Annotated in this window: 18 protein-coding genes and 1 tRNA gene; 5 read left to right on the top strand and 14 right to left on the bottom strand. The window is 59.4% G+C overall.

The window, feature by feature from the left end; translation table 11 throughout:
• Positions 1 to 22: 22 nt before the first annotated feature.
• The gene (rnk, locus tag ACL9RI_RS03705; RefSeq protein ID WP_422725232.1) at positions 23 to 430 is read right to left on the bottom strand and encodes a nucleoside diphosphate kinase regulator; all 408 of its coding nucleotides are present in this window, start codon (positions 428 to 430) and stop codon (positions 23 to 25) included.
• Between the two features lie 93 nt (positions 431 to 523).
• Between rnk and ACL9RI_RS03700 the strand changes: the two genes are divergently transcribed.
• Both ACL9RI_RS03700 and ACL9RI_RS03695 read left to right on the top strand, forming a co-directional pair.
• On the top strand, positions 524 to 937 hold the full coding sequence (locus ACL9RI_RS03700; protein WP_422725231.1) for a hypothetical protein: 414 nt from the start codon (positions 524 to 526) through the stop codon (positions 935 to 937).
• The gene (locus ACL9RI_RS03695; protein WP_422725230.1) at positions 877 to 2,826 is read left to right on the top strand and encodes a putative bifunctional diguanylate cyclase/phosphodiesterase; all 1,950 of its coding nucleotides are present in this window, start codon (positions 877 to 879) and stop codon (positions 2,824 to 2,826) included. Before ACL9RI_RS03700 ends, ACL9RI_RS03695 begins: the two co-directional genes overlap by 61 nt.
• Before the next feature lie 95 nt (positions 2,827 to 2,921).
• Here ACL9RI_RS03695 and ACL9RI_RS03690 read toward each other — a convergent pair whose 3' ends face one another.
• Positions 2,922 to 4,580, bottom strand: coding sequence for a peptide chain release factor 3 (locus ACL9RI_RS03690; RefSeq protein ID WP_422725726.1), 1,659 nt, complete (start codon positions 4,578 to 4,580; stop codon positions 2,922 to 2,924).
• 214 nt (positions 4,581 to 4,794) lie between these two features.
• On the opposite strand from ACL9RI_RS03690, the gene ACL9RI_RS03685 reads away from it, so the two are divergent.
• Both ACL9RI_RS03685 and ACL9RI_RS03680 read left to right on the top strand, forming a co-directional pair.
• Complete coding sequence (locus ACL9RI_RS03685) at positions 4,795 to 6,840, top strand: methyl-accepting chemotaxis protein (RefSeq protein ID WP_422725229.1); 2,046 nt, start codon at positions 4,795 to 4,797, stop codon at positions 6,838 to 6,840.
• 213 nt (positions 6,841 to 7,053) lie between these two features.
• Entirely contained in the window at positions 7,054 to 7,863 is an 810-nt protein-coding gene (locus ACL9RI_RS03680; RefSeq protein ID WP_422725228.1) for a Crp/Fnr family transcriptional regulator, read from the top strand.
• 67 nt (positions 7,864 to 7,930) lie between these two features.
• Here the strand turns inward: ACL9RI_RS03680 and ACL9RI_RS03675 are convergent, their stop codons facing one another.
• The 11 genes from ACL9RI_RS03675 to ACL9RI_RS03625 all read right to left on the bottom strand — a co-directional run bounded on the left by ACL9RI_RS03675 (position 7,931) and on the right by ACL9RI_RS03625 (position 18,540).
• A complete protein-coding gene (locus ACL9RI_RS03675) occupies positions 7,931 to 9,364 on the bottom strand; it encodes a CHASE3 domain-containing protein (protein WP_422725227.1) in 1,434 nt (477 codons plus the stop codon).
• Positions 9,365 to 9,520: 156 nt separating this feature from the next.
• The gene (locus ACL9RI_RS03670; protein ID WP_183745563.1) at positions 9,521 to 10,153 is read right to left on the bottom strand and encodes a response regulator; all 633 of its coding nucleotides are present in this window, start codon (positions 10,151 to 10,153) and stop codon (positions 9,521 to 9,523) included.
• A 186-nt stretch (positions 10,154 to 10,339) separates the two neighbouring features.
• Positions 10,340 to 10,753 (bottom strand): MerR family transcriptional regulator, encoded by a 414-nt coding sequence (locus ACL9RI_RS03665; RefSeq protein ID WP_183745566.1) that lies wholly within the window; start codon positions 10,751 to 10,753, stop codon positions 10,340 to 10,342.
• Positions 10,754 to 10,763: 10 nt separating this feature from the next.
• Complete coding sequence (locus ACL9RI_RS03660; protein ID WP_010399205.1) at positions 10,764 to 11,111, bottom strand: integration host factor subunit alpha; 348 nt, start codon at positions 11,109 to 11,111, stop codon at positions 10,764 to 10,766.
• 171 nt (positions 11,112 to 11,282) lie between these two features.
• Entirely contained in the window at positions 11,283 to 13,709 is a 2,427-nt protein-coding gene (pheT, locus tag ACL9RI_RS03655; RefSeq protein WP_422725226.1) for a phenylalanine--tRNA ligase subunit beta, read from the bottom strand.
• A gap of 74 nt (positions 13,710 to 13,783) precedes the next feature.
• Positions 13,784 to 14,800, bottom strand: a complete 1,017-nt coding sequence (gene pheS, locus ACL9RI_RS03650; RefSeq protein WP_183677287.1) for a phenylalanine--tRNA ligase subunit alpha — start codon at positions 14,798 to 14,800, stop codon at positions 13,784 to 13,786.
• A gap of 149 nt (positions 14,801 to 14,949) precedes the next feature.
• Positions 14,950 to 15,309 carry a 50S ribosomal protein L20 gene (gene rplT / locus ACL9RI_RS03645; protein ID WP_010399214.1) on the bottom strand — a complete coding sequence of 120 codons (360 nt, stop codon included), beginning with the start codon at positions 15,307 to 15,309 and terminating at the stop codon, positions 14,950 to 14,952.
• A gap of 26 nt (positions 15,310 to 15,335) precedes the next feature.
• Positions 15,336 to 15,533: a 50S ribosomal protein L35 gene (gene rpmI, locus ACL9RI_RS03640; RefSeq protein WP_183677286.1), complete on the bottom strand. Its 198-nt coding sequence runs from the start codon at positions 15,531 to 15,533 to the stop codon at positions 15,336 to 15,338.
• A 228-nt stretch (positions 15,534 to 15,761) separates the two neighbouring features.
• Positions 15,762 to 16,307 (bottom strand): translation initiation factor IF-3, encoded by a 546-nt coding sequence (gene infC / locus ACL9RI_RS03635; protein ID WP_254926743.1) that lies wholly within the window; start codon positions 16,305 to 16,307, stop codon positions 15,762 to 15,764.
• Between the two features lie 27 nt (positions 16,308 to 16,334).
• Positions 16,335 to 18,242, bottom strand: a complete 1,908-nt coding sequence (gene thrS / locus ACL9RI_RS03630; RefSeq protein ID WP_422725225.1) for a threonine--tRNA ligase — start codon at positions 18,240 to 18,242, stop codon at positions 16,335 to 16,337.
• Between the two features lie 221 nt (positions 18,243 to 18,463).
• Positions 18,464 to 18,540, bottom strand: a tRNA-Val gene (locus tag ACL9RI_RS03625).
• Between the two features lie 137 nt (positions 18,541 to 18,677).
• On the opposite strand from ACL9RI_RS03625, the gene ACL9RI_RS03620 reads away from it, so the two are divergent.
• The gene (locus ACL9RI_RS03620; protein ID WP_422725224.1) at positions 18,678 to 19,160 is read left to right on the top strand and encodes a hypothetical protein; all 483 of its coding nucleotides are present in this window, start codon (positions 18,678 to 18,680) and stop codon (positions 19,158 to 19,160) included.
• Here ACL9RI_RS03620 and ACL9RI_RS03615 read toward each other — a convergent pair.
• Positions 19,157 to 20,269 carry an acyltransferase family protein gene (locus tag ACL9RI_RS03615; protein WP_422725223.1) on the bottom strand — a complete coding sequence of 371 codons (1,113 nt, stop codon included), beginning with the start codon at positions 20,267 to 20,269 and terminating at the stop codon, positions 19,157 to 19,159. The genes ACL9RI_RS03620 and ACL9RI_RS03615 overlap by 4 nt on opposite strands.
• Between the last annotated feature and the right edge of the window lie 17 nt (positions 20,270 to 20,286).

Genomic DNA, 20,286 nt, shown 5'->3' with positions numbered 1-20,286 from the left:
CGCCGTTCGTCCTGCGTTCACTTTAGCGGTGGAATTCGCCAGCGCGCTCGGGCTGGTAGACGATTTCCTCGATCTTCACCTTGACCACGCCGCCCGGCATCGGCCAGGCAATGCTGTCGCCCACGGACAAACCCAGCAGCGCGCTGCCGACCGGCGCCAGCACGGAAATGCGGTCAGCCTGGCCATCCACGTCTTTCGGGTACACCAGGGTCAGGCAAAACTCTTCCTTGTTCTCGACCGTGAAGCGCACGGTCGAATTCATCGTCACCACGGTCGGCGGAATCTCTTGCGGCTCCAGCACGTCGGCGCGGCCCAGTTCTTCCAGCAAGGCGGCCTTGTCGGGCGATAAGTTATTTCCCAAGGCATACAACAATGTTTCCAGTCGTTCCACGTCTTGTGATGACAACGTTATTTTTGGTTTCTTTTCCAAGATATCCTCACTGATCAATATTTACACCGCGCTTCAGGCGGCAATTCCAGCGGCGTCCGGTTTTGCAGGCGGCAAGGCGCACACGGCAAAACAATGGAAATCAGGACGCCCATTATCGGGGGATTATGGACGAACTCGCCGGGCAAGGCCATAGTGTTTGCCTATTCATTCTTAATATTTATTAGAATCAATGACTTGCATGATGCGATTTACGCAGAAAATGAAAAGAAAGCCGGAATAGGCGGCCCGAAGCACTATTTCTCTGGTGCCCGCCGCCAATTTTATTTACTGGAGGCATGCCTTGACACAGGAAAAAAACACCTGGATCAAAAGAGATTAGAATTGCCAGTGAATATTATTCAAAAGATATGGCTCGTTTTTTATGCGCTGGAAGTAACAAAAAACTTCAGACGCTCTCCGCAGCTTCATCGAACTGGAATGACAACATGGCAGGGCAAGCCCCGATTGAACAAGCTGGCAGCACGTTCCGGCAAGGTCACGACATGATGGCGCTGTTGGCGCAGCCATCGGCGCCGTGGCGTGGCGACCGGGTCGCCAGGCAAAACCTGCTGATCGCCGGCGCCACCTTGCTTGCCGCCAGCCTGTTGCTGGTGCTGTTCCAGGCCGTGGCGCTACATGCGGAGCTGCGGCGCGACCTGACGGTGCAAGCCGACATGCTGGCGCCCGCCGCCAGCCAGGCGCTGCGCCACTCCACGCACTTGGGCGCCGAACAGGCGCTGGCGCCGCTGGCCGCCGCACCCCACATACTACAGGCGCTGATCTACACGCCGAATGGCCTGCCCTACGCCCGCTATGCGCGCAGCAGCGCCGAGAGCACGCCCACGGCGCCGCAAGCCGGCATGCACACCGATTGGCTGGCCGGCAGCGCGAACATACTGAAAGAACTGCCCGGCGGCGGCGCGTTGCTGCTGCGGACCAGCCTGGCGCCGCTGTACCGCAGCCTGGCGCAATTTTCCGTCGTCACCCTGGCGATCGGCCTGTGCGCCTTCGGCATCACCCTGCTGATGATACGCCGCACGCGCGCCGCTGCCGAACAGGCGGAAAACCATTTTCACTACCTGGCCCATGTCGATCCCGTCACCACCTTGCCGAACCGGCATGAATTCAACGATGCGCTGGCGTATGCGCTGGCGCGCGCCGACCGCCAGGACAGCAGCGTGGGCCTGCTGCTGCTGGACCTGGATAACTTCAAGGTCGTCAACGACACCCTGGGCCACCACCACGGCGACCAGCTGTTGAAACTCGTGGCCGGGCGCCTGGTCCGCATCCTGCGCACCACCGACATCATCTGCCGCATGGGCGGCGACGAATTCGTGGTCATCATCGAGCCGGCCGACGACGCCCTGGAAATGACCAGCGTGGCGCGCAAGATCCTGGCCGCGCTGGCGGCGCCATTCACGCTCGATGGCCACCAGCTGCACCTGGGCGCAAGCATCGGCGTCAGCCTGTACCCGTTCGACGCGCGCGATGCGGCGACCCTGACGCGCAACGCCGATACGGCCATGTATCACGCCAAGCACCGGGGCAAGAACCGCTATGCCATCTTCCAGTCCGACATGGCGCTGCGCGCCCAGCGGCGCCTGCGCGTGGAGGCCAACCTGCGCAAGGCCCTGCAGGACGGCGGCCTGTTCCTGCATTACCAGCCGCAAATCGACTTGCGCAGCGGCCGCATCGTCGGCGTGGAAGCGCTGATACGCTGGCGCTGCCGCGAGATGGGCGACATCAGCCCCGGCGAATTCATTCCCATCGCCGAGGAAAGCGGCATCATCGTCGAACTGGGCCGCTGGGTACTGCACAGCGCCTGCCGGCAAGCGGCCGCCTGGCACAAGGCTGGCTTGCTCGACACCCTGGAACACGTGGCCGTCAACCTGTCCGCCTGCCAGGCGCGCGATGCGGAACTGATGAACGATATCCGCGCCATCCTGCACGAAACGCAGCTGCCGCATGGCTTGCTGGAGCTGGAAATCACGGAAGGCGTCATGATGGACAATGTGCAGACCAACGTGGAGCTGATGCAGCGGCTGCAGGAAACGGGAGTGCACCTGTCGATCGACGATTTCGGCACCGGCTATTCATCGATGTCTTATCTGCAGCGCCTGCCGATCGACCAGTTGAAGATCGACCGCAGCTTCGTGCACGACCTGCCCGGCGACGGCGAAGCCATCGTCACGGCCATCATCGCCATGGCGCACAGCCTGAACTTGAAAGTGGTGGCCGAAGGCGTGGAAACCTTGCGGCAAGTGGAGTTTTTAAGAAAGGCCGGCTGCGACAATGCGCAGGGCTTTTTCTTTGCCCGCCCGATGACGGCGGCGCAGTTGACGGCGCTGCTGCTGGAACGCAGGGATTGGAGCAGCCGGACGGTGATGTTGGCTTAGGTCAACTAGACGCACATGAAAGCTGGGGTCAGTCCCTGCGGGATCGGAACGCTCTCCATTGGAGAGCATTCCCCCGGCGGGTCTGACCCCGGTATTTAAGCCAATTTTGCCGAGTGCTCGCGCGTGGCGTGGAACTTCAGCTTCGGCCAGCGCTCTTCCGTCAAACGCAGGTTCACGCCCGAGGTCGCCAGGTAAGCCATATTGCCGGCCGCATCGTAGGCCACGTTGTGGCCCAGCGCGTTTTCGAAGTCTTGCAGGATGCGCTTGTCGTCGCAGCTGACCCAGCGTGCGCTGCTGATGCTGGTACCTTCGAATACGGCGTCGACGCCGTATTCGTTCATCAGGCGGCTGGCCACCACTTCGAACTGCAGCACGCCGACGGCGCCCAGCACCAGTTCGCCGCCCTGCACCGGCTTGAAGACCTGCACCGCGCCCTCTTCGCCCAGCTGCTGCAAGCCCTTGTGCAGCTGCTTGATTTTCAAGGGATTACGGATGCGGACCGAGCGGAAGAAGTCTGGCGCGAAGTACGGGATGCCGGTAAACGTCAGCATCTCGCCTTCGGAAAAACTGTCGCCGATCTGCATGTTGCCATGGTTGGGCAAGCCGATGATGTCGCCTGCATACGCTTCTTCCACCTGTTCGCGCGAAGACGCCATGAAGGTCACCACGTTCGACACCTTGATCTCGCGGCCCAGGCGCAAGTGCTTGACCTTCATGCCGCGCTCGAAACGTCCCGAGCATACGCGCAAGAAGGCGATGCGGTCGCGGTGGGCCGGGTCCATATTGGCCTGGATCTTGAACACGAAGCCGGTAAACGGCTGCTCGGACGGGGCCACCGCGCGCACGGTCGCATCGCGCTCGCGCGGCGCAGGCGCCCAGTCGACCAGTGCCGACAGAATCTCGCGCACGCCGAAGTTGTTGATGGCCGAGCCAAAGAACACGGGCGTCTGCACGCCGGACAGGAATTCGTCCAGGTTGAACGGGTGCGAAGCGCCGTGCACCAGTTCGACTTCCATGCGCAATTGGTCCATCTCCAGCGGGAACATCTCCTGCAGGCGCGGATTGTCGATACCCTTGATGATTTCAAAGGCGCCGTCGGCTTTTTCTTCACCGGCCTTGAACAGCATGATCTCGTCATTCAGGAGGTGGTACACGCCGCGGAAGTTCTTGCCCATGCCGATAGGCCAGGTCACGGGCGCGCACTGGATCTTCAGCACCGACTCGAGTTCGTCGAGCAGTTCCAGCGGATCGCGCGTCTCGCGGTCCATCTTGTTCATGAAGGTGACGATCGGCGTATTGCGCATGCGGCACACGGCCAGCAGCTTGATCGTCTGCGCTTCCACGCCCTTGGCCGCATCGATCACCATCAGCGCCGAGTCGACGGCCGTCAGCACGCGGTAGGTATCTTCCGAAAAGTCCTGGTGGCCGGGGGTGTCGAGCAGGTTGACGACGTGGTCGCGGAATTCGAACTGCATCACCGAGGAAGCGACCGAAATGCCGCGCTGCTTCTCGATCTCCATCCAGTCAGAGGTCGCGTGGCGGCCCGATTTACGCGCCTTGACGGTACCGGCCATCTGGATCGCACCCGAGAACAGCAGCAGTTTTTCCGTCAGGGTGGTCTTGCCCGCATCCGGGTGGGAAATGATGCCGAAGGTACGGCGGCGCTGCACTTCACGCGCGATCACGGCGGGCGCCTTGCTGCTGGGAGCCGCTGCTGCGGACTGCTCGGTATCGATGGTATCGTCGCTTGTCATGTCGTTCTCGTTGGCCATATTGGTGACCATGATATGGCCCTCGCAAAAAACCCTCGATTTTACAGACTCCCGGGCATTCCGTGTGAACTGTTCCACTCTTGCGCCTCCAGCAGCCTTGCCTTTGCGACATTGTTAAATCAGCACTTCATCAAGGTGTCACAATTCACAGGCAACATTGCGCTGCAGAAATACTGTGACTCTTCCTGGACATCTGATGAAAATTCTCCTGACGCCTGCCATCCAACTCATGCAGCGCCTGCGCCTGCTGCCCAAATTCATGCTCGTCTGCCTGGTCTTCCTGCTGCCGCTGGCGCTGGTGACGACCCTGCTGATTGCCGAGCTGGGCAAATCCCTGTCCCAGGCGCAGGAAGCGCAGCGTGGCGTGCGCTATGTGCAGCAGTTGCAGGAAAGCACGCGCTTGCTGCAGCAGCGGCGCGGCGAAGAACATGTGCGCCTGAGCATGAAACGCGCCGCCGATGGCGCCGCCACGGCGCTCAACGGCAAGATCACCACTTCCCTGCAAACCCTGCAAGACGCACCAGCGGCCGCCGGCCTGCAGCAAGTGGCCGAGCTGATCAAGCAATGGCAAGCCTTGCTGGCGGGTCAGGCCAGCCTGGGCGCCAAGGAGAGCTACACGGCCCACACGGCGCTGATACGCCAGGCCGGCAAACTGGTGCAACTGGTAGCCGACCGTTCGCACATGAACCTGGACAGCGAAGCAGGCGCCAGCCACCTGAGCAATGTCGTCACCGGCGCCTTGCCCGACCTGGCCGAAAGCCTGTCCGACATTGCCGGCCGGGGCGGCGCCTATATCGACACGGGCCTGTTCGAAGCCAATGAAGACCAGCTGGTCAACGCCACCGCACAGATCGCCCGCCATGAACTGGAACGCCTGCCGGCACGCTTTGATGAAATCAGCAGCAGCCAGCCGGCCCTGAAGGCGTCGCTGGCACCAGCCTTGAAGGCCCTGCCGGCTGCCCTGGCCTTTCTGGAGCGCACGAAAAACGAAGTGACCAATTCCTACGACCAAAGCTCGGGAGCCGCCTTCCACAAGGCGGGCATGCAGGCCATCGATGGCCTGTATGCGCTGGCGGTCACTTCCGGCAATGCGCTGCAAGCCGTGCTGGCCGAGCGCATCGCCCGCGACCAGGCGCGGCGCGCGCTGATCCTGGCCGCCATGCTGCTGGTGCTGGCGATTGCCGCCTATCTGTGCGCCGGCTTCTACGCTTCGTTTACACGCGACGTGGCGCAATTGCGCCTGGCCGTGGGCGCGGCGGCGGCGGGCGACCTGTCGCACCGCATCGAGTCTGCCGCACGCGACGAGATCGGCGACCTGGTGCGCGATTTCGGCGCCATGACGCGCGGCCTGGCCACCCTGGTGCAGGAAATCCGCAGCGGCGCCGCCGTCATCGCATCCGCTGGCGCCGATATGGCGCAAGGCAACCAGGCGCTGTCCGGCCACACCGCCACCCAGTCCGATGCGCTGGGCGCCACCGTCGATTCGATGCGCGAACTGACGGCCACGGTCGGGCGCAACGAAGCCCACGTGGCCCAGGGCAGCACCCTGGTGGCGTCGGCTGCCGACGTGGCGCGGCGCGGCGGCGAGACCGTCACCGCCGTGGTCGACACCATGGCCTCGATCAGGGCCAGCTCGCACAAGATCGTCGACATCATCGGCGTCATCAACGGCATCGCCTTCCAGACCAATATCCTGGCCCTGAATGCGGCCGTGGAGGCGGCGCGCGCCGGCGAGCAGGGACGCGGTTTTGCGGTGGTGGCGGCGGAAGTGCGCAGCCTGGCGCAGCGCTCGAACGAGGCGGCGCTGGAAATCAAGCGCCTGATCGGCGATTCGGTGGCGACAGTCGATGCGGGCGGCGAACTGGTGAACGCGGCCGGCAGCACCATGCGGCAAGTGGTCGAGGCAGTGCAGCAGGTGGCCGTGGTGATCGCCCGCATCAGCAGCGCCGGCGCCGAGCAGAATGGGGAAATCGCGCAGATCAATGGCGCGCTGGCGCAGATCGACGACATGACGCGCCAGAACGCGGCCCTGGTCGAAGAAGCCCGCATCGGTTCGCAGCGCCTGCATGAAGAGGGCGAAGCGCTGACGCAGGCCGTCAGCCGTTTCCGCCTGGCAGAGACAGCGCAGCCTGAACCCGGCAACCCGCGTGCAGGCCTGCCCAGCGTGCGGCCGGCCGGTTCCTGGAGCGCCAACAAGCCGCGCGTGCTATCACAAAATCACGAAAAGCGGCGCAAGGCTTGATACGTATCGGAGCAAGCCTAATGCAACGTAGGACTGGGACTACAATTCTGCCTCAATAGAGACTACAGAATGGCGACTGCTAATCTTATGTTCGCCAATGACATAAGCTTTTAAAGTAACTACATCGTGATCTGCGCGACAAGACTGGAAAAAGAATCACTTCCGCCGCGCAGCCATCGCACTCCGATGTAAAAAAAGCCTGTGAGGAATTATATGAACCATACCCAACTTAGCACCCCGGTCCTGAAAAACCAGTTGCCACCGCTTGCCATGCCGGCGGCCGGACGGGAAATCAAGCTTGCGTCGCGGATCAGCCTCAGCAGCGCACAACAAAATGAATTGCTGGCCGCCCTGCCCCGCGCTGCGCTCGAATCGCTGTTCGAACACCTGGAACTGGTGGAACTGCCTTTCGGCAAAGAACTCTACGCTTACGGCAGCCACCTCGAATACAGCTACTTCCCGACCACCGCCATCGTCTCGCTGCTGTACGTGATGGAAGATGGCGCCACCACCGAAATTGCCGTGGTGGGCCATGAAGGCGTGGTTGGCGCCTCGCTGGTGGTGGGTGAACGGGCCATGTGCACGGCTGTCGTGCAAAGCGCCGGCTACGGCTACCGCCTGAAAACGCAATGCCTGCGCGACGCCTTCAACGAAGGCGGCGCCCTGCCGCAACTGCTGATGCGCTACACCAATGCCCTGTTTGCCCAGATGGCGCAAAACGCCGTGGGCGGCCGCCACAGCTCGATCGAACAAAAACTGTGCCGCTGGCTGCTCGACCGCCTGGACCGCTCGCCATCGAATGAATTGAAAGTGACGCAAGAACTCATTTCCATCATGCTGGGCGTGCGCCGCGAAAGCATCACGGCCGCCGCCGGCAAGCTGCAGGAAGAAGGCTTGATTCACTATCGCCGTGGCAACATCACCGTGCTCGACCGCCTGGGCCTGGAAGCCTACGCCGGCGAATGCTACAAGGTGGCAAAAACGGAATACGATCGCCTGCTGCGCGACGTGGCGCGCTGCTAAGCGACGTCAGCCATACAAAAATGGCCGGGCATGATGCCCGGCCATTTTTCTTTGTTACTGATGAATGCTATGCATCGAGTTTTTCGCCTGCAACTGATAACTCATCATTAGCAGGCTGCTCTGGCGCCAGGGCCATCGGTATCAATGCTTCCACGCACGTGCCCTTGCCATCGGGCCCGGGCCGCACGGTCAGGGTTCCGCCCAGTAGCAAGGCGCGCTCGCGCATGCCCAGCAAGCCATGCGACATCGGCTTTTGCAGCGCATCTTCGGCAATCCCGATGCCATCGTCGATCACGCGCAGCACCAGGCCCCGCTCATTGCGCTTCAGGGTCACGCTGACCATGCCCGCGCGTGCATACTTCATGATATTGGTCAGTGATTCCTGCACGATACGGAATAGCGCGATCGTCAGGGTCGCCTCGCGGTTGTCGATATTGATCGCCACGTCGGTGACACAGCGCACCTCGCTCATGCGCGTAAAATCCTCGCAATAGCTTTCGATGGCGGCGCACAAGCCCAGATTGTCGAGCAAGCTGGGACGCAGGTCCTCGACGATGCGGCGCTTCAGCTCTACCGTTTCCAGCAAGGTCGCCTTGGCGCGGCGCAATTGTGCGGCCAGTTCCGGCGCCGTGTGCGTCAATTGCTGGGTGACGGCGCCCAGGTCCATGCTGATGGCCGTCAGATTGGCGCCCAGCTCATCGTGCAGCTCGCGCGCCAGGCGGGCCTTTTCCACCTCATTGACGCTGATCAAATGCCGCGACAGCACGGATAATTGCTCGGTACGCTTGTTGACGGTCGATTCCAGCGTGTCATTGGCGTTTTGCAGCGCAAACTCGACGGCAGTACGGTTCTGGAAGCTGCGCCGCACCAGTTGATAAAACATCACCAGCACCAGGATCGCCAGCGCATTGATCCCGATGCCCAGCATGACGGCTTTCTGGTATTCCTGGTAAAACGCGGCGCTACCGGCCGCCAGCGCTTCGTTTTGCTCACGCGTCATGATCACCACCTGCAGGCGGATTTCATCCATGGTGGAGCGTTCGTCCGTCACGCGCGAGATATTGACGATGTCGGCCAGCCCGCCCTGCCGGTAGACTTCGATCGACTGTTGCAACATCGACATCTTACGGCGGATCAGGTTCTTGAGCTGGGCCAGGTTTTTCAGCTGGCTGGGGCTGGACGCCAGCAAGGTTTGCAACTCGTTGAATTCGTTTTCAATTTCGGCGTTGACCGTCTTCGACGGCCCCAGATAGGTTTCCGAGCCGGAAATGTAATAGCCGCGCAAACTGCTTTCCGTATCGAGCACCAGGACATTCAGGTATTCCAGGCGGTCGGCCACGCGCGCGCTCTTGGTGAGCAAGGCATTGGTGGCCTTCAAGGATTCCAGATTATGGTAAAGACTGAAACCATTAAGTATCAGCAACAATGCACAAGTGACGCACAGGATCGTCTTGTACAGAGGCAAGGGCTGATTCGGGGCCGGTTCGACGGTGAAGTACATCCTGATGTGCATCCTTAGCGAGATTCGGCGCAGCAAGCAAGGCCGGCGCCGGCCAATTATAGTCTGCGCCACATACTGCAGCACCGCACAACATCAAGATTGTGCCTGACGTAGCGGACAGTTGGGCGATCATGGCTGCATGATCGCACCGCCTGGCTAGTCAAGCAAATTGTTTTTCATTGCGTAATAGGTCAAGTCGCTGTTCGATTGCAAGCCCATTTTTTCCATGATGCGCGTGCGGTAAGTGCTGACCGTCTTGATGCTCAGCGACAAGGCCACGCCGATGTCGGACACGGTGGCGCCGCGCGCCAGGCGCAGGAAGACCTGGAACTCGCGGTCCGACAGTTCCGTATGCAGGGCCGCGGTCGTATCGCGGTCGAACGACTGCGCCAGCAATTCGCCCACGGTGGAGCTGACATAGCGGCGCCCCTGGAACACGGTGCGCACGGCCGTCATCAGCTCGTCCGCCTCGCATTCCTTGTTCAGGTAGCCGTTGGCGCCCATCTTGAACAGATTGAGCGCATATTGCTGGGCGGGATAGCCGCTCAGTATCAACACGGGCAATTCCGGCTGGCCCTGGCGTATGGTGCGCAAGGTATCGATGCCGCTCTGATCGGGCATGGCAATATCGAGCAACAGCACATCGCATATCTCGCGGCGGGCGATATCGAGCGCTTCGCGCCCTGTACCGGCTTCCGCCACGACACTAAAATCGTCCGAGGACGAAAAAATCTGCTTGAATCCAGCTCGTACTATTTGGTGGTCATCACAAATGGCAACGCGTATCATTGTTTCCCCTTATATTTTCCTGGCCTGGGAAAGACTACCGGAACCTGAACACAGTACCGGCTCAGCGTCACTGACAAAAACGCAACATTAACATTATATTTAAAATACGGCACACCGTGCGATACCGGCTAGGCGTCATCGCATTTTAGTCAAAAAAGCAGTAGTACTGCTATATTGGTGCAAATCTTATTTTAGCAAGTTTAAAATCGCGATTAATTCCTCGCGTATCCAGGCGCGGTCCAACGGCGCCTCTTGCGGCGTGGCGGCGATCACCGGCAAGGCGGGCTGCAGCACATCCTCATCCAGCGGCAGATGCACCGCACCACGGCTGTCGAGCTTGTTGCGCGCACCGCTGATGGTAAAACCTTGCTCATACAGCAATTCGCGGATGCGCCGTATCAGCAACACTTCATGGTGCTGGTAATAACGGCGGTTACCTCGTCGTTTGACGGGTTTGAGCTGGGAAAATTCCTGCTCCCAGTAACGCAGCACATGCGGTTTGACGCCGCACAATTCGCTGACCTCGCCGATCGTGAAATAGCGCTTGGCCGGAATCGGCGGCAAAACGATCAACTCGGTTTTACTGATGCGCTCGTTCATCGCCACTCACTCAGGCAGCACGTGCCAGCGGACTGGTCTCTTCGACCATGCTTTTCAGCTTCTGGCTGGCGTGGAAGGTCACCACGCGGCGCGCCGTGATGGGGATCTCTTCGCCTGTCTTGGGATTGCGGCCCGGCCGCTGCGGCTTGTCACGCAACTGGAAATTGCCGAAACCCGACAGCTTGACGGCCTCGCCACGCTCGAGCGCATTGCGGATTTCATCGAAAAAGGTTTCGACCATATCCTTCGCTTCGCGCTTGTTCAGGCCCACTTGCTCGAACAACAGTTCGGCCAGTTCCGCCTTGGTCAAGGTGGGTAAATCTTTTTCCGCTTCCTGGCGCACTTTGGCAACCAGCATGGCCCGATGTAAATCGGCAGCCAATGCGGACTGCAGTACGGCGGAATCAACGTCGCTATTATTAATTTTGCTGCCCTGCCTTTTCTGTGCGCCCGAACCCGCCGCATGGCGGATCCGTACTCGGTTTTCGGCGAACCCGCCACCACCCGCAAGCGGTGGCTGGCCCGACTATTACGAACGCAGTTTAGCGTCGTGGCCCTGCTTGGCTGCGTCGATCAGCACGGCCATCAGGCCATCGACCACATCGTCTTGCAGGGTGTTTTGAGTATCTTGCAAGCTAATCCGGAAAGCAAGGCTTTTTTCATCCGCTTCCAGACCTTTGCCTCGATATTCATCAAATAAAACAATGGCTTGCACGATACGCGCCGCCGGGCTGGCCTTGGCGGCAGCGTGGAAGGAATCGAGCACATCCTGCACCGCCACCGATTGCTTGACGACCACTGCCAGATCGCGGCTGGCGCCCGGGAATTTCGAAATTTCCGCGTACACCGGCAAAGGACGCTGCTCCAGCGCCACCGCATCGATTTCAAACAGCACTGGCGCCAGCGGCAAGTCATACTTTTGCATCCAGCGCGGGTGCAATTCACCGATGAAACCGATCACTTTGCCGTCCAGCTCCACATTGGCCGAACGGCCTGGATGCAGCGCTGGATGTTCCGCCTTGGTGAAACGCAATGCCAGCGGCGAGAACAGCGCTTCCAGGTCCGCCTTGACGTCGAAGAAATCAACGGTACGGGCTGGCTGGCCCCATTGCTCGTCAGCCACAGGGCCATACGCCATGGCGCCCACGCGCTTCGGCTGGTCGTAGCCGGCCACCGTCACGGCGCCGTTTTCCACCGCCGCGTCGCGCTTGTAGATGGCGCCCACTTCAAAGATGCGGATGCGGTTGGTCTTGCGGTTCAGGTTATAACGCACCACCGACACCAGGCTGCCGATCAGCGACGTGCGCATCACGCTCATCTGGCTGGCGATCGGATTTTGCAGGGTGATCGGATGCGTATTGCCCGAGAAATCACGCTCCCACGCGGCATCGACAAAACTCATGTTGACCACTTCCTGGTACGCCAGGTCAGCCAGTTCATGACGCACGGAAAACAGCGAACGCGTGTTTTCCGGCGCGATCTGCATCACATTCGCGGCCACCGGCGGACGGGTCGGGATATTTTCAAAACCGTACACGCGCGCCACTTCCTCGATCAGGTCTTCCTCGATCTCGATATCGAAACGATAGCTGGGCGAGGTCACGGAAAACACGCCGTCGGCCACCGTGTATGGCAGGGCCAGGCGCGTGAAGATGTCAGCGACGAGTTCATCCGTCAACGGCACGCCGATGACTTTTTGCGCGCGCGCCGTGCGCATCGTCACCGGAGCGCGTTGCGGCAGGTTGACGATGTGGTCATCGACCGGGCCGACCGTGGTCGCTGCGGTGCCGCAGATTTCCACGATCAGCGCCGTGATGCGCTCGATATGCTCCACATTGGTGGCGAAATCGACGCCGCGCTCGAAGCGGTGCGCCGCATCGGTCGAGAAATTGAAATGGCGGGCGCGGCCACGGATGGCGTCCGGCCACCAGAAGGCCGCTTCCAGGTAAATGCTGTCGGTATCGTCGGACACGGCGCTGGCGTCGCCGCCCATGATGCCGGCCAGCGATTCGATTTCCTGCTCATCGGCAATCACGCCGAACCATTCGTTGACAGCCACCGTGTTGCCATTCAGCAGCTTGACGGTTTCGCCCGCCTTGCCCCAACGCACGTCCAGGCTGCCGTGGATCTTGGCCAGGTCAAACACGTGGCTAGGGCGACCCAGTTCCAGCATGACATAGTTGGAGATATCGACCAGGGCCGACACCGGGCGCTGGCCGCTGCGCTCGAGGCGCTGCTTCATCCAGTCCGGCGTGACCGCCTTGGTATTCAAGCCACGGATCACGCGGCCCGTGAAACGGCCGCACAGGTCCGGCGCGCTGATCTTGACTGGCAGCACTTCATTGCTGCTGACCGGCACGGTACGGAATTGCGGCGCCGTCAACGGCACCCCCGTCAAGGCCGACACTTCGCGCGCCACGCCCAGCACGGACAGGCAATCGGCCTTGTTCGGCGTCAACTTGATGGTAAATTTCAGGTCGTTCAACGCATAATAATCGCGGAAATTCTGGCCGATCGGTGCGTCGTCCGGCAATTCCATCAAGCCGGCGTTTTCTTCCGACAATTTCAATTCGCGCGCGGAGCACAGCATGCCTTGCGACTCGACGCCGCGCAGCTGGCCCACCTTGATTTCAAACGGCTTGCCATCGGCGCCAGGCGGCAGCACGGCGCCAGCCTTGGCGCACACCACTTTCAAGCCGGGGCGCACGTTGGGCGCGCCGCACACGATGTTGAGCATGGTGCCGGTGCCGACATCGACCTGGCACACGTTCAGGCGGTCGGCGTTCGGATGTTTCTCCATTGCCAGGACCAGGCCCACCACCACGTTCGAGAATGGTGGCGCGACAGCTTCGACGTCCTCCACTTCCAGACCGGACATGGTCAGCAGGTGGGACAGTTCGTCCGAAGTCATCTTCGGATCGACCATGGTACGGAGCCAGTTTTCGGAAAATTGCATAATCAAGCCTTCAAAGGGTCAAAGCTCACCGCGCGAGCACATGCTCAAGCGCGGCAAATCATACGGAACAACGCTTAGTTGAATTGCTTCAGGAAACGCAGGTCGCCTTCATAGAAAAGACGCAGGTCGCTGATGCCGTAACGCAGCATCGTCAGGCGTTCCAGGCCGGAGCCGAAAGCAAAGCCGATGAATTTTTCTGGATCGAGGCCAAAGTTGCGCACCACGTTAGGGTGCACCTGGCCCGCGCCCGACACTTCCAGCCAGCGGCCTTTCAGCGGACCGGAACCGAAGGCGATGTCGATCTCGGCCGAAGGCTCGGTGAACGGGAAGTAGGACGGACGGAAACGCACTTGCAGGTCGTCGGTCTCGAAAAATGCCTTGATGAAGTTCAGGTATACGCCCTTCAGGTCGGCAAAGCTGATGTCTTCGGCGATCCACAGGCCTTCAACCTGGTGGAACATCGGCGAATGGGTGGCGTCGCTGTCGACGCGATAGGTGCGGCCAGGCGCGATCACCTTGATCGGCGGCGTATGCGTGCGCGCATAACGCACTTGCATCGGGCTGGTGTGCGTGCGCAGCAGCAAAGGCTTGCCATCGCTGTCATTGCCATCGATGTAGAAAGTATCCTGCATGGAACGGGCCGGATGGTTTTCCGGGCTGTTCAGCGCCGAGAAGTTGGTCCAGTCGGTTTCGATCTCCGGGCCGTCGGCCACGTCAAAGCCGATCGAGCTGAAGATGGCTTCCACGCGCTCCCAGGTACGCATCACCGGATGGATGCCGCCTGGCATGCGGCCACGGCCTGGCAGGGTCACGTCGATCGCTTCGGCGTTCAGACGGCCTTGCAGTTGGGCATCGGCCAGTGCATCACGGCGCGCCGTCAGCGCGTCTTCGATCTGCACCTTGACGGCGTTGATCAGGGCGCCCTGCGCCTTGCGCGCATCCGGGTCCAACTTGCCCAGGCCCTTCATCATTTCAGTAATCTGGCCAGTCTTGCCCAGGTAGCGGGCTTTGGCGTTTTCAAGGGCGGCAGCGTCTGCGGCGGCGATAAAGTCAGCCTGGGCCGAGACGACGAGTTCTTCTAAGGAGTTCATGCAGCTTTTCCTGTTTTGGACATCTATCCTGAAATCAGCGCTCTGGCCTAAATCGAGGAATCAAAAACGGAAACGGGGCATAAGGTGTTAAGACCCCTGCCCCGCTCTTTATAACGCCACCCTACGGATGACGCTTTGCAATACCGTGCTTACGCAGCGATTTTTGCTTTAACTGCGTTGACAATCGCAGCGAATGCTGGCTTGTCCATCACAGCCATATCGGCCAGGACTTTACGGTCCAGTTCGATATTTGCTTTTTTCAAGCCGTTCATGAATACGCTGTACGTTACGCCATGCTCACGGGAAGCAGCGTTGATACGGGCGATCCACAGGCGGCGGAAAACGCGTTTCTTGTTGCGGCGATCGCGGTATGCGTATTGGCCAGCGCGCATAACTGCTTGCTTGGCAACACGGTATACACGGCTGCGGCGACCACGGTAGCCTTTAGCTTGAACAAGAATCTTCTTATGACGGGCACGAGCTGTAACCCCACGTTTTACTCTAGGCATAGTAACTCCTTAAATTGAGTGTGAGATTAAGCAGTCGGCATCATACGCAGTACGGACGTGACGTCCGAAGCGTTGATGTTACGTGTACCGCGCAACTGACGTTTGTTTTTGGTGGTTTTTTTGGTCAGGATGTGGCGTTTGAACGCGTGACCCGACTTCACAGTACCACCTGGACGCACGCGAAAACGTTTTTTCGCGGAGCTTTTGGTCTTCATTTTAGGCATAGCAATCTGTCCTCTTACGGACAGCTCCATTTATAACAGGATTGCAGGTGGCAACACGACGCTGCGCTTAGATGCCTGCTTTCACATGTTGTGCAGCGGATGCGAGTCCACTACAGTTTTAAGCGGCCCGGACATTACTGGCCGGGCCGCTCAAATTCTGCCTGGGGTAGAGTGCCGCATCAAGCTTGATGCATGTCAGTTCCACCCACAGTAAAACGCTATCGTATCTTACTTTTTCTTCTTAGGCGAAAGGACCATGATCATTTGACGGCCTTCCATCTTCGGAAACTGCTCAACCTGGCCAAATGGCTCCAGGTCAGCCTTCAGACGCTCCAGCATGCGGAAGCCAATATCCTGATGCGCCATCTCACGACCGCGGAAACGCAGCGTGATCTTGGTTTTATCACCATCCTCGAGGAACTTGATGAGGTTACGCAACTTGATATTGTAGTCACCATCATCAGTCCCCGGACGGAATTTGACTTCCTTCACGAGGATGATCTTTTGCTTCAATTTGGCTTCGTGAGCTTTCTTTTGCTCCGAATACTTAAATTTGCCGTAGTCCATCAAACGGCATACCGGTGGCTGCGCAGTAGGCGCAATTTCCACCAGATCAACGTTTGCCTCTTCCGCCAGGCGGAAGGCTTCAGCCAAACTTACGATACCGAGTGGCTCGTTATCGACCCCACTTAAACGCATTTCAGGGGCAGTGATTTCGCCATTGATGCGATGTGACTTGTCAGTAGCTATTGTAATTTCCTTTAAAAATCTTATAAAACGGTCGTGCTGCGAGTTTCCTCGTCAGGCCTTGGTGTCGACTTCAAGTTTGAGTCGCTCTATCAGGGCATCGACGGACATGACGCCCAAATCGACATTACCCCGCGCCCGCACGGCCACCGTATTTGCATCCCGCTCCTTATCGCCAATCACCAGGATATACGGCAATTTTTGTACGGAATGTTCACGTATTTTATAGGTAATCTTCTCGTTACGCAAATCAGCCTGTACGCGCAGCCCCGCTTTGCGCAGTTTTGTTGTAACTTCCTGTACATAATCGGCTTGCGCGTCGGAGATGTTCAATACCGACACTTGCACCGGCGATAACCACAGCGGCATGGCGCCCGCATAGTGTTCGATCAGGATGCCGATAAAACGTTCCAGCGAACCGACAATCGCGCGGTGCAGCATGATCGGAACCTGGCGCGTGTTGTCCACCGCCACATATTCCGCACCCAGGCGACCCGGCATCGACGGGTCGATCTGCACCGTGCCGACTTGCCATGCGCGACCCAGGCTATCCTTCAGGTGGTACTCGATCTTCGGACCATAGAAGGCGCCCTCGCCCGGCAATTCCGTCCATTCCACGCCGCAGGCGCGCAGGGCCGAACGCAGCGACTCTTCCGCCTTGTCCCACGACTCCTCCGTACCGATGCGGCTATCCGGACGCAAGGCCAGCTTGACATCGATATTGGTGAAGCCGAACGCCGTATAAACATCCATCGCCTGCTGGTGGAAAGCCGTCACTTCTGCCGAAATCTGCTCTTCGGTACAGAAAATATGACCGTCGTCCTGCGTAAAGCCGCGCACGCGCATCATGCCGTGCAAGGCGCCCGACGGCTCATTGCGATGGCATTGACCGAATTCGCCGTAGCGCAGTGGCAAGTCGCGGTAGCTGCGCATGCCGCTGTTGTAAATCTGCACGTGACCAGGGCAGTTCATCGGCTTCAAGGCATAGGAACGGTTTTCCGATTCCGTGATGAACATGTTTTCACGGTAGTTATCCCAGTGGCCGGTTTTTTCCCACAGGCCGCGATCGAGAATTTGCGGCGCCTTGACTTCCTGATAGCCATTGACCTGGTACACATTGCGCATGTATTGCTCGACTTGCTGCCAGATCGACCAGCCCTTTGGGTGCCAGAAGATCAGGCCCGGCGCTTCTTCCTGGAAATGGAAGAAATCGAGCTGCTTGCCCAGCTTGCGGTGATCGCGTTTTTCCGCCTCTTCCAGATTGTGCAGGTATTGCTCCTGATCTTCCTTCTTGGCCCAGGCCGTGCCATAGATACGCTGCAGCATCTCGTTTTTCGAGTCGCCGCGCCAGTAGGCGCCCGCCAGCTTCATCAGCTTGAAGACTTTCAGCTTGCCCGTCGACGGTACGTGCGGACCACGGCACAAGTCGGTGAACTTGCCCTCGGAATACAGCGACACTTCCTGGTCGGCAGGAATCGCGCCGATCAGCTCAGCCTTGTAGGCTTCGCCGATACCCTTGAAATACTCGATCGCTTCATCGCGCGCGACCACCTTGCGCGTGACCTGCTCATCCTTCTTGGCCAGTTCCGCCATTTTCTTTTCGATCGCCGTCAGATCTTCCGGCGTGAATGGACGCTTGTAGGAAAAGTCGTAATAGAAACCATTGTCGATCACGGGACCGATGGTCACTTGCGCTTCAGGGAACAATTCCTTGACGGCATACGCCAGCAAGTGCGCCGTCGAATGGCGTATCACTTCCAGGCCATCGGCATCCTTGTCCGTGATGATCGCCAGTTCGGCGTCTTGCTCGATCAAATGCGAGGTATCGACCAGCTTGCCGTCGACCTTGCCGGCCAGCGCGGCCTTGGCCAGGCCGGTACCAATATTGGCCGCAACCTGGGCCACGGTGACCGGGCCGTCAAATTGACGGGCGGAACCATCGGGAAGTCGGATTGTAAGCATATTGATCTCCATGTCGGCGCTGGCGCCAGGTAAAACTGCAATGTGTGGAATGGACTGAAAAAAAGCGGGAGGAAAACGCAGACGCAAAAAAACGCGGACTAGCCGCGTTTTTCACTTTTTTGAGACAAAGGAAACCCGTTCGACTAGCGTCACTCCCAAAGCTTGGTAGTAGTTCGCGGTGTCATAACCGGTTTACCCTTTCTTTCTCTCTAACTGCATTCTGGTGGGCGGTGAGGAATTCGAATCCCCGACCCCTTGGATGTCGACCAAGTATTCTAACCAGCTGAACTAACCGCCCCGAAGACCAGCATTATAGAGAGGCTTTCCCGTAAATACAAGGGCTGTTTTACAGGAAACTTTAATCATTTCCCCGGGCGTCAGCCCCTTTTATACAGGGCGGGTCCGCCATGCATGGAATGGCGCTAGAATCGCAACATGAACTCGACCTTATTATCCACCTTGCTACGCTGGTTAAAAACCCTGAGCCGCGTTTGCGGTTTCGAAACGGCAGACTCCTTCCCGCCCGGCCACCCGTATGCGCGCACGCACTGGGAAGCCGCTTATTTCGATATCGCGTCCGATGTGAAGCCGGACGAAATCGAACGGCGCCTCTGCGCGGCGATCAGCAACACGCCGAGCGTGTTCGCCTACATCACCAATCCCACGCCGCGCATGCAGCGTGCCTTGCTCAATACCATCCACGAACGGCTGCGCCGCCAGCCAGGCGCCGGCGCCACCGATCTTGTACTACTACTGATCAACGCCTACCAGAGCCCGCACATCACGGAAGCCGTACCCGGCTTGCGCAACGTGATCCGCGAAACACAGCATGAAGAGACCAATCTGCGCGTGCATGCGGTGCTGGAGTTGCTGATAGGTACGCCACGCGGGCTGGACGTGATCGATATGCCGGCTTAGGCGTGGTTGGCCGGCACATGGCGCGCCCGCAGCCGCATGAATGGCGTTTCCACCAGTACATATAAGAGCCAGCCCGCAGCGATGCTCGCCACCATGCTGGCCAGTATGGCCGGCACGCTGTCCGCCCCGTAGCCCAGTCCCTGCCAGACGGGCTTGAGCAAGATGCACAGCTGCTTGTGCAACAGATAAATTGCATACGACCACAGCGCCAGGCTGGCCGCGCCCGGCACGCGTATTTGATACAGCACGCTGGCGGGGCTGAGCGCGGCGATCAGCAGCAGGGTAAAACTGGCCGCCAGGGCGGGATAGCCGACCACCGTCACCCAGTAAGCATAGTGATTAGTAAAGAACACAAACAGCATCAACGCCGTGCCCGCCAGGCCAGCTAACAGGGTGCGGTTGCCATACGAGGTGATGCGCGACCAGGCGGCCGGATGGTAATTCTTCAGCAGCGCCAGCGCCACGCCCAGCACCAGTTCGTCGAAGCGGCACCACGAGGCGTAATAAATGTATTTGTAATAGCCGAGGCCACCGTGCGGCACGTGCACATATTCATTCCACAGATAGGAACGCGCCAGCATGCCGGCCATCACACTGGCCGCTACGGCAACCCACGCCCACCGCAAGGATTGGCGGCAAGCGGCGATCAGCATCGCCACGGCGGGCAGCAGCACATAAAACTGCTCTTCCACGCACAGCGACCAGGCATGTGAAAACGCCGTGCCTGGCGTCAAATTGATATTTTGCGTAAAGGTCAGGAATTTCCAGATGGGCAACAGCGCATTGTCGCCGCGAAAGCCCGGCCACCAATAAAACAGGGCCAGTACCACATAGAAATTGGGCAAGGTGCGCAGGAAACGCCGCGCATAAAAATGCCTGAGCGAAAAACCTTGCTCACTGCGCAGGGCGGCAAAAATCTGGTTGCCGATCAGATAGCCACTCAGCGCAAAGAACAGGTCCACGCCGGTCCAGCCGATGTCTCCCCAGAAAGCAAAAGAGTCGCCATCGCTGACGAACAGCAGATAATGGTTCATGAAGACCAGCACGATGGCCAGCGCGCGCAAGGTATCGAGGCCGTACAAACGGGAAGAAGGCGAATGGCTGGACATGAAAATCAAGAGGGAAA

The organism is Janthinobacterium sp. Mn2066, from assembly GCF_049319705.1.
Classification (GTDB): Bacteria; Pseudomonadota; Gammaproteobacteria; order Burkholderiales; family Burkholderiaceae_D; genus Janthinobacterium.
Note: the sequence above shows the minus strand (reverse complement) of the source record. Positions and strands in the feature narration are given on the sequence as shown.

Bases quoted from the DNA above. Each gene is read 5' to 3' on its own strand.
- ACL9RI_RS03700 (WP_422725231.1), top strand. From the start codon at position 524: ATGGAAATCAGGACGCCCATTATCGGGGGATTATGGACGAACTCGCCG.
- rplT (WP_010399214.1), bottom strand. From the start codon at position 15,309: ATGCCTAGAGTAAAACGTGGGGTTACAGCTCGTGCCCGTCATAAGAAG.
- ACL9RI_RS03690 (WP_422725726.1), bottom strand. From the start codon at position 4,580: ATGACAAGCGACGATACCATCGATACCGAGCAGTCCGCAGCAGCGGCT.
- pheS (WP_183677287.1), bottom strand. From the start codon at position 14,800: ATGAACTCCTTAGAAGAACTCGTCGTCTCGGCCCAGGCTGACTTTATC.
- ACL9RI_RS03695 (WP_422725230.1), top strand. From the start codon at position 877: ATGGCAGGGCAAGCCCCGATTGAACAAGCTGGCAGCACGTTCCGGCAA.
- thrS (WP_422725225.1), bottom strand. From the start codon at position 18,242: ATGCTTACAATCCGACTTCCCGATGGTTCCGCCCGTCAATTTGACGGC.
- ACL9RI_RS03660 (WP_010399205.1), bottom strand. From the start codon at position 11,111: ATGCTGGTTGCCAAAGTGCGCCAGGAAGCGGAAAAAGATTTACCCACC.
- ACL9RI_RS03615 (WP_422725223.1), bottom strand. From the start codon at position 20,269: ATGTCCAGCCATTCGCCTTCTTCCCGTTTGTACGGCCTCGATACCTTG.
- ACL9RI_RS03665 (WP_183745566.1), bottom strand. From the start codon at position 10,753: ATGAACGAGCGCATCAGTAAAACCGAGTTGATCGTTTTGCCGCCGATT.
- ACL9RI_RS03675 (WP_422725227.1), bottom strand. From the start codon at position 9,364: ATGTACTTCACCGTCGAACCGGCCCCGAATCAGCCCTTGCCTCTGTAC.
- ACL9RI_RS03620 (WP_422725224.1), top strand. From the start codon at position 18,678: ATGAACTCGACCTTATTATCCACCTTGCTACGCTGGTTAAAAACCCTG.
- ACL9RI_RS03685 (WP_422725229.1), top strand. From the start codon at position 4,795: ATGAAAATTCTCCTGACGCCTGCCATCCAACTCATGCAGCGCCTGCGC.
- ACL9RI_RS03670 (WP_183745563.1), bottom strand. From the start codon at position 10,153: ATGATACGCGTTGCCATTTGTGATGACCACCAAATAGTACGAGCTGGA.
- ACL9RI_RS03680 (WP_422725228.1), top strand. From the start codon at position 7,054: ATGAACCATACCCAACTTAGCACCCCGGTCCTGAAAAACCAGTTGCCA.
- pheT (WP_422725226.1), bottom strand. From the start codon at position 13,709: ATGCAATTTTCCGAAAACTGGCTCCGTACCATGGTCGATCCGAAGATG.
- rpmI (WP_183677286.1), bottom strand. From the start codon at position 15,533: ATGCCTAAAATGAAGACCAAAAGCTCCGCGAAAAAACGTTTTCGCGTG.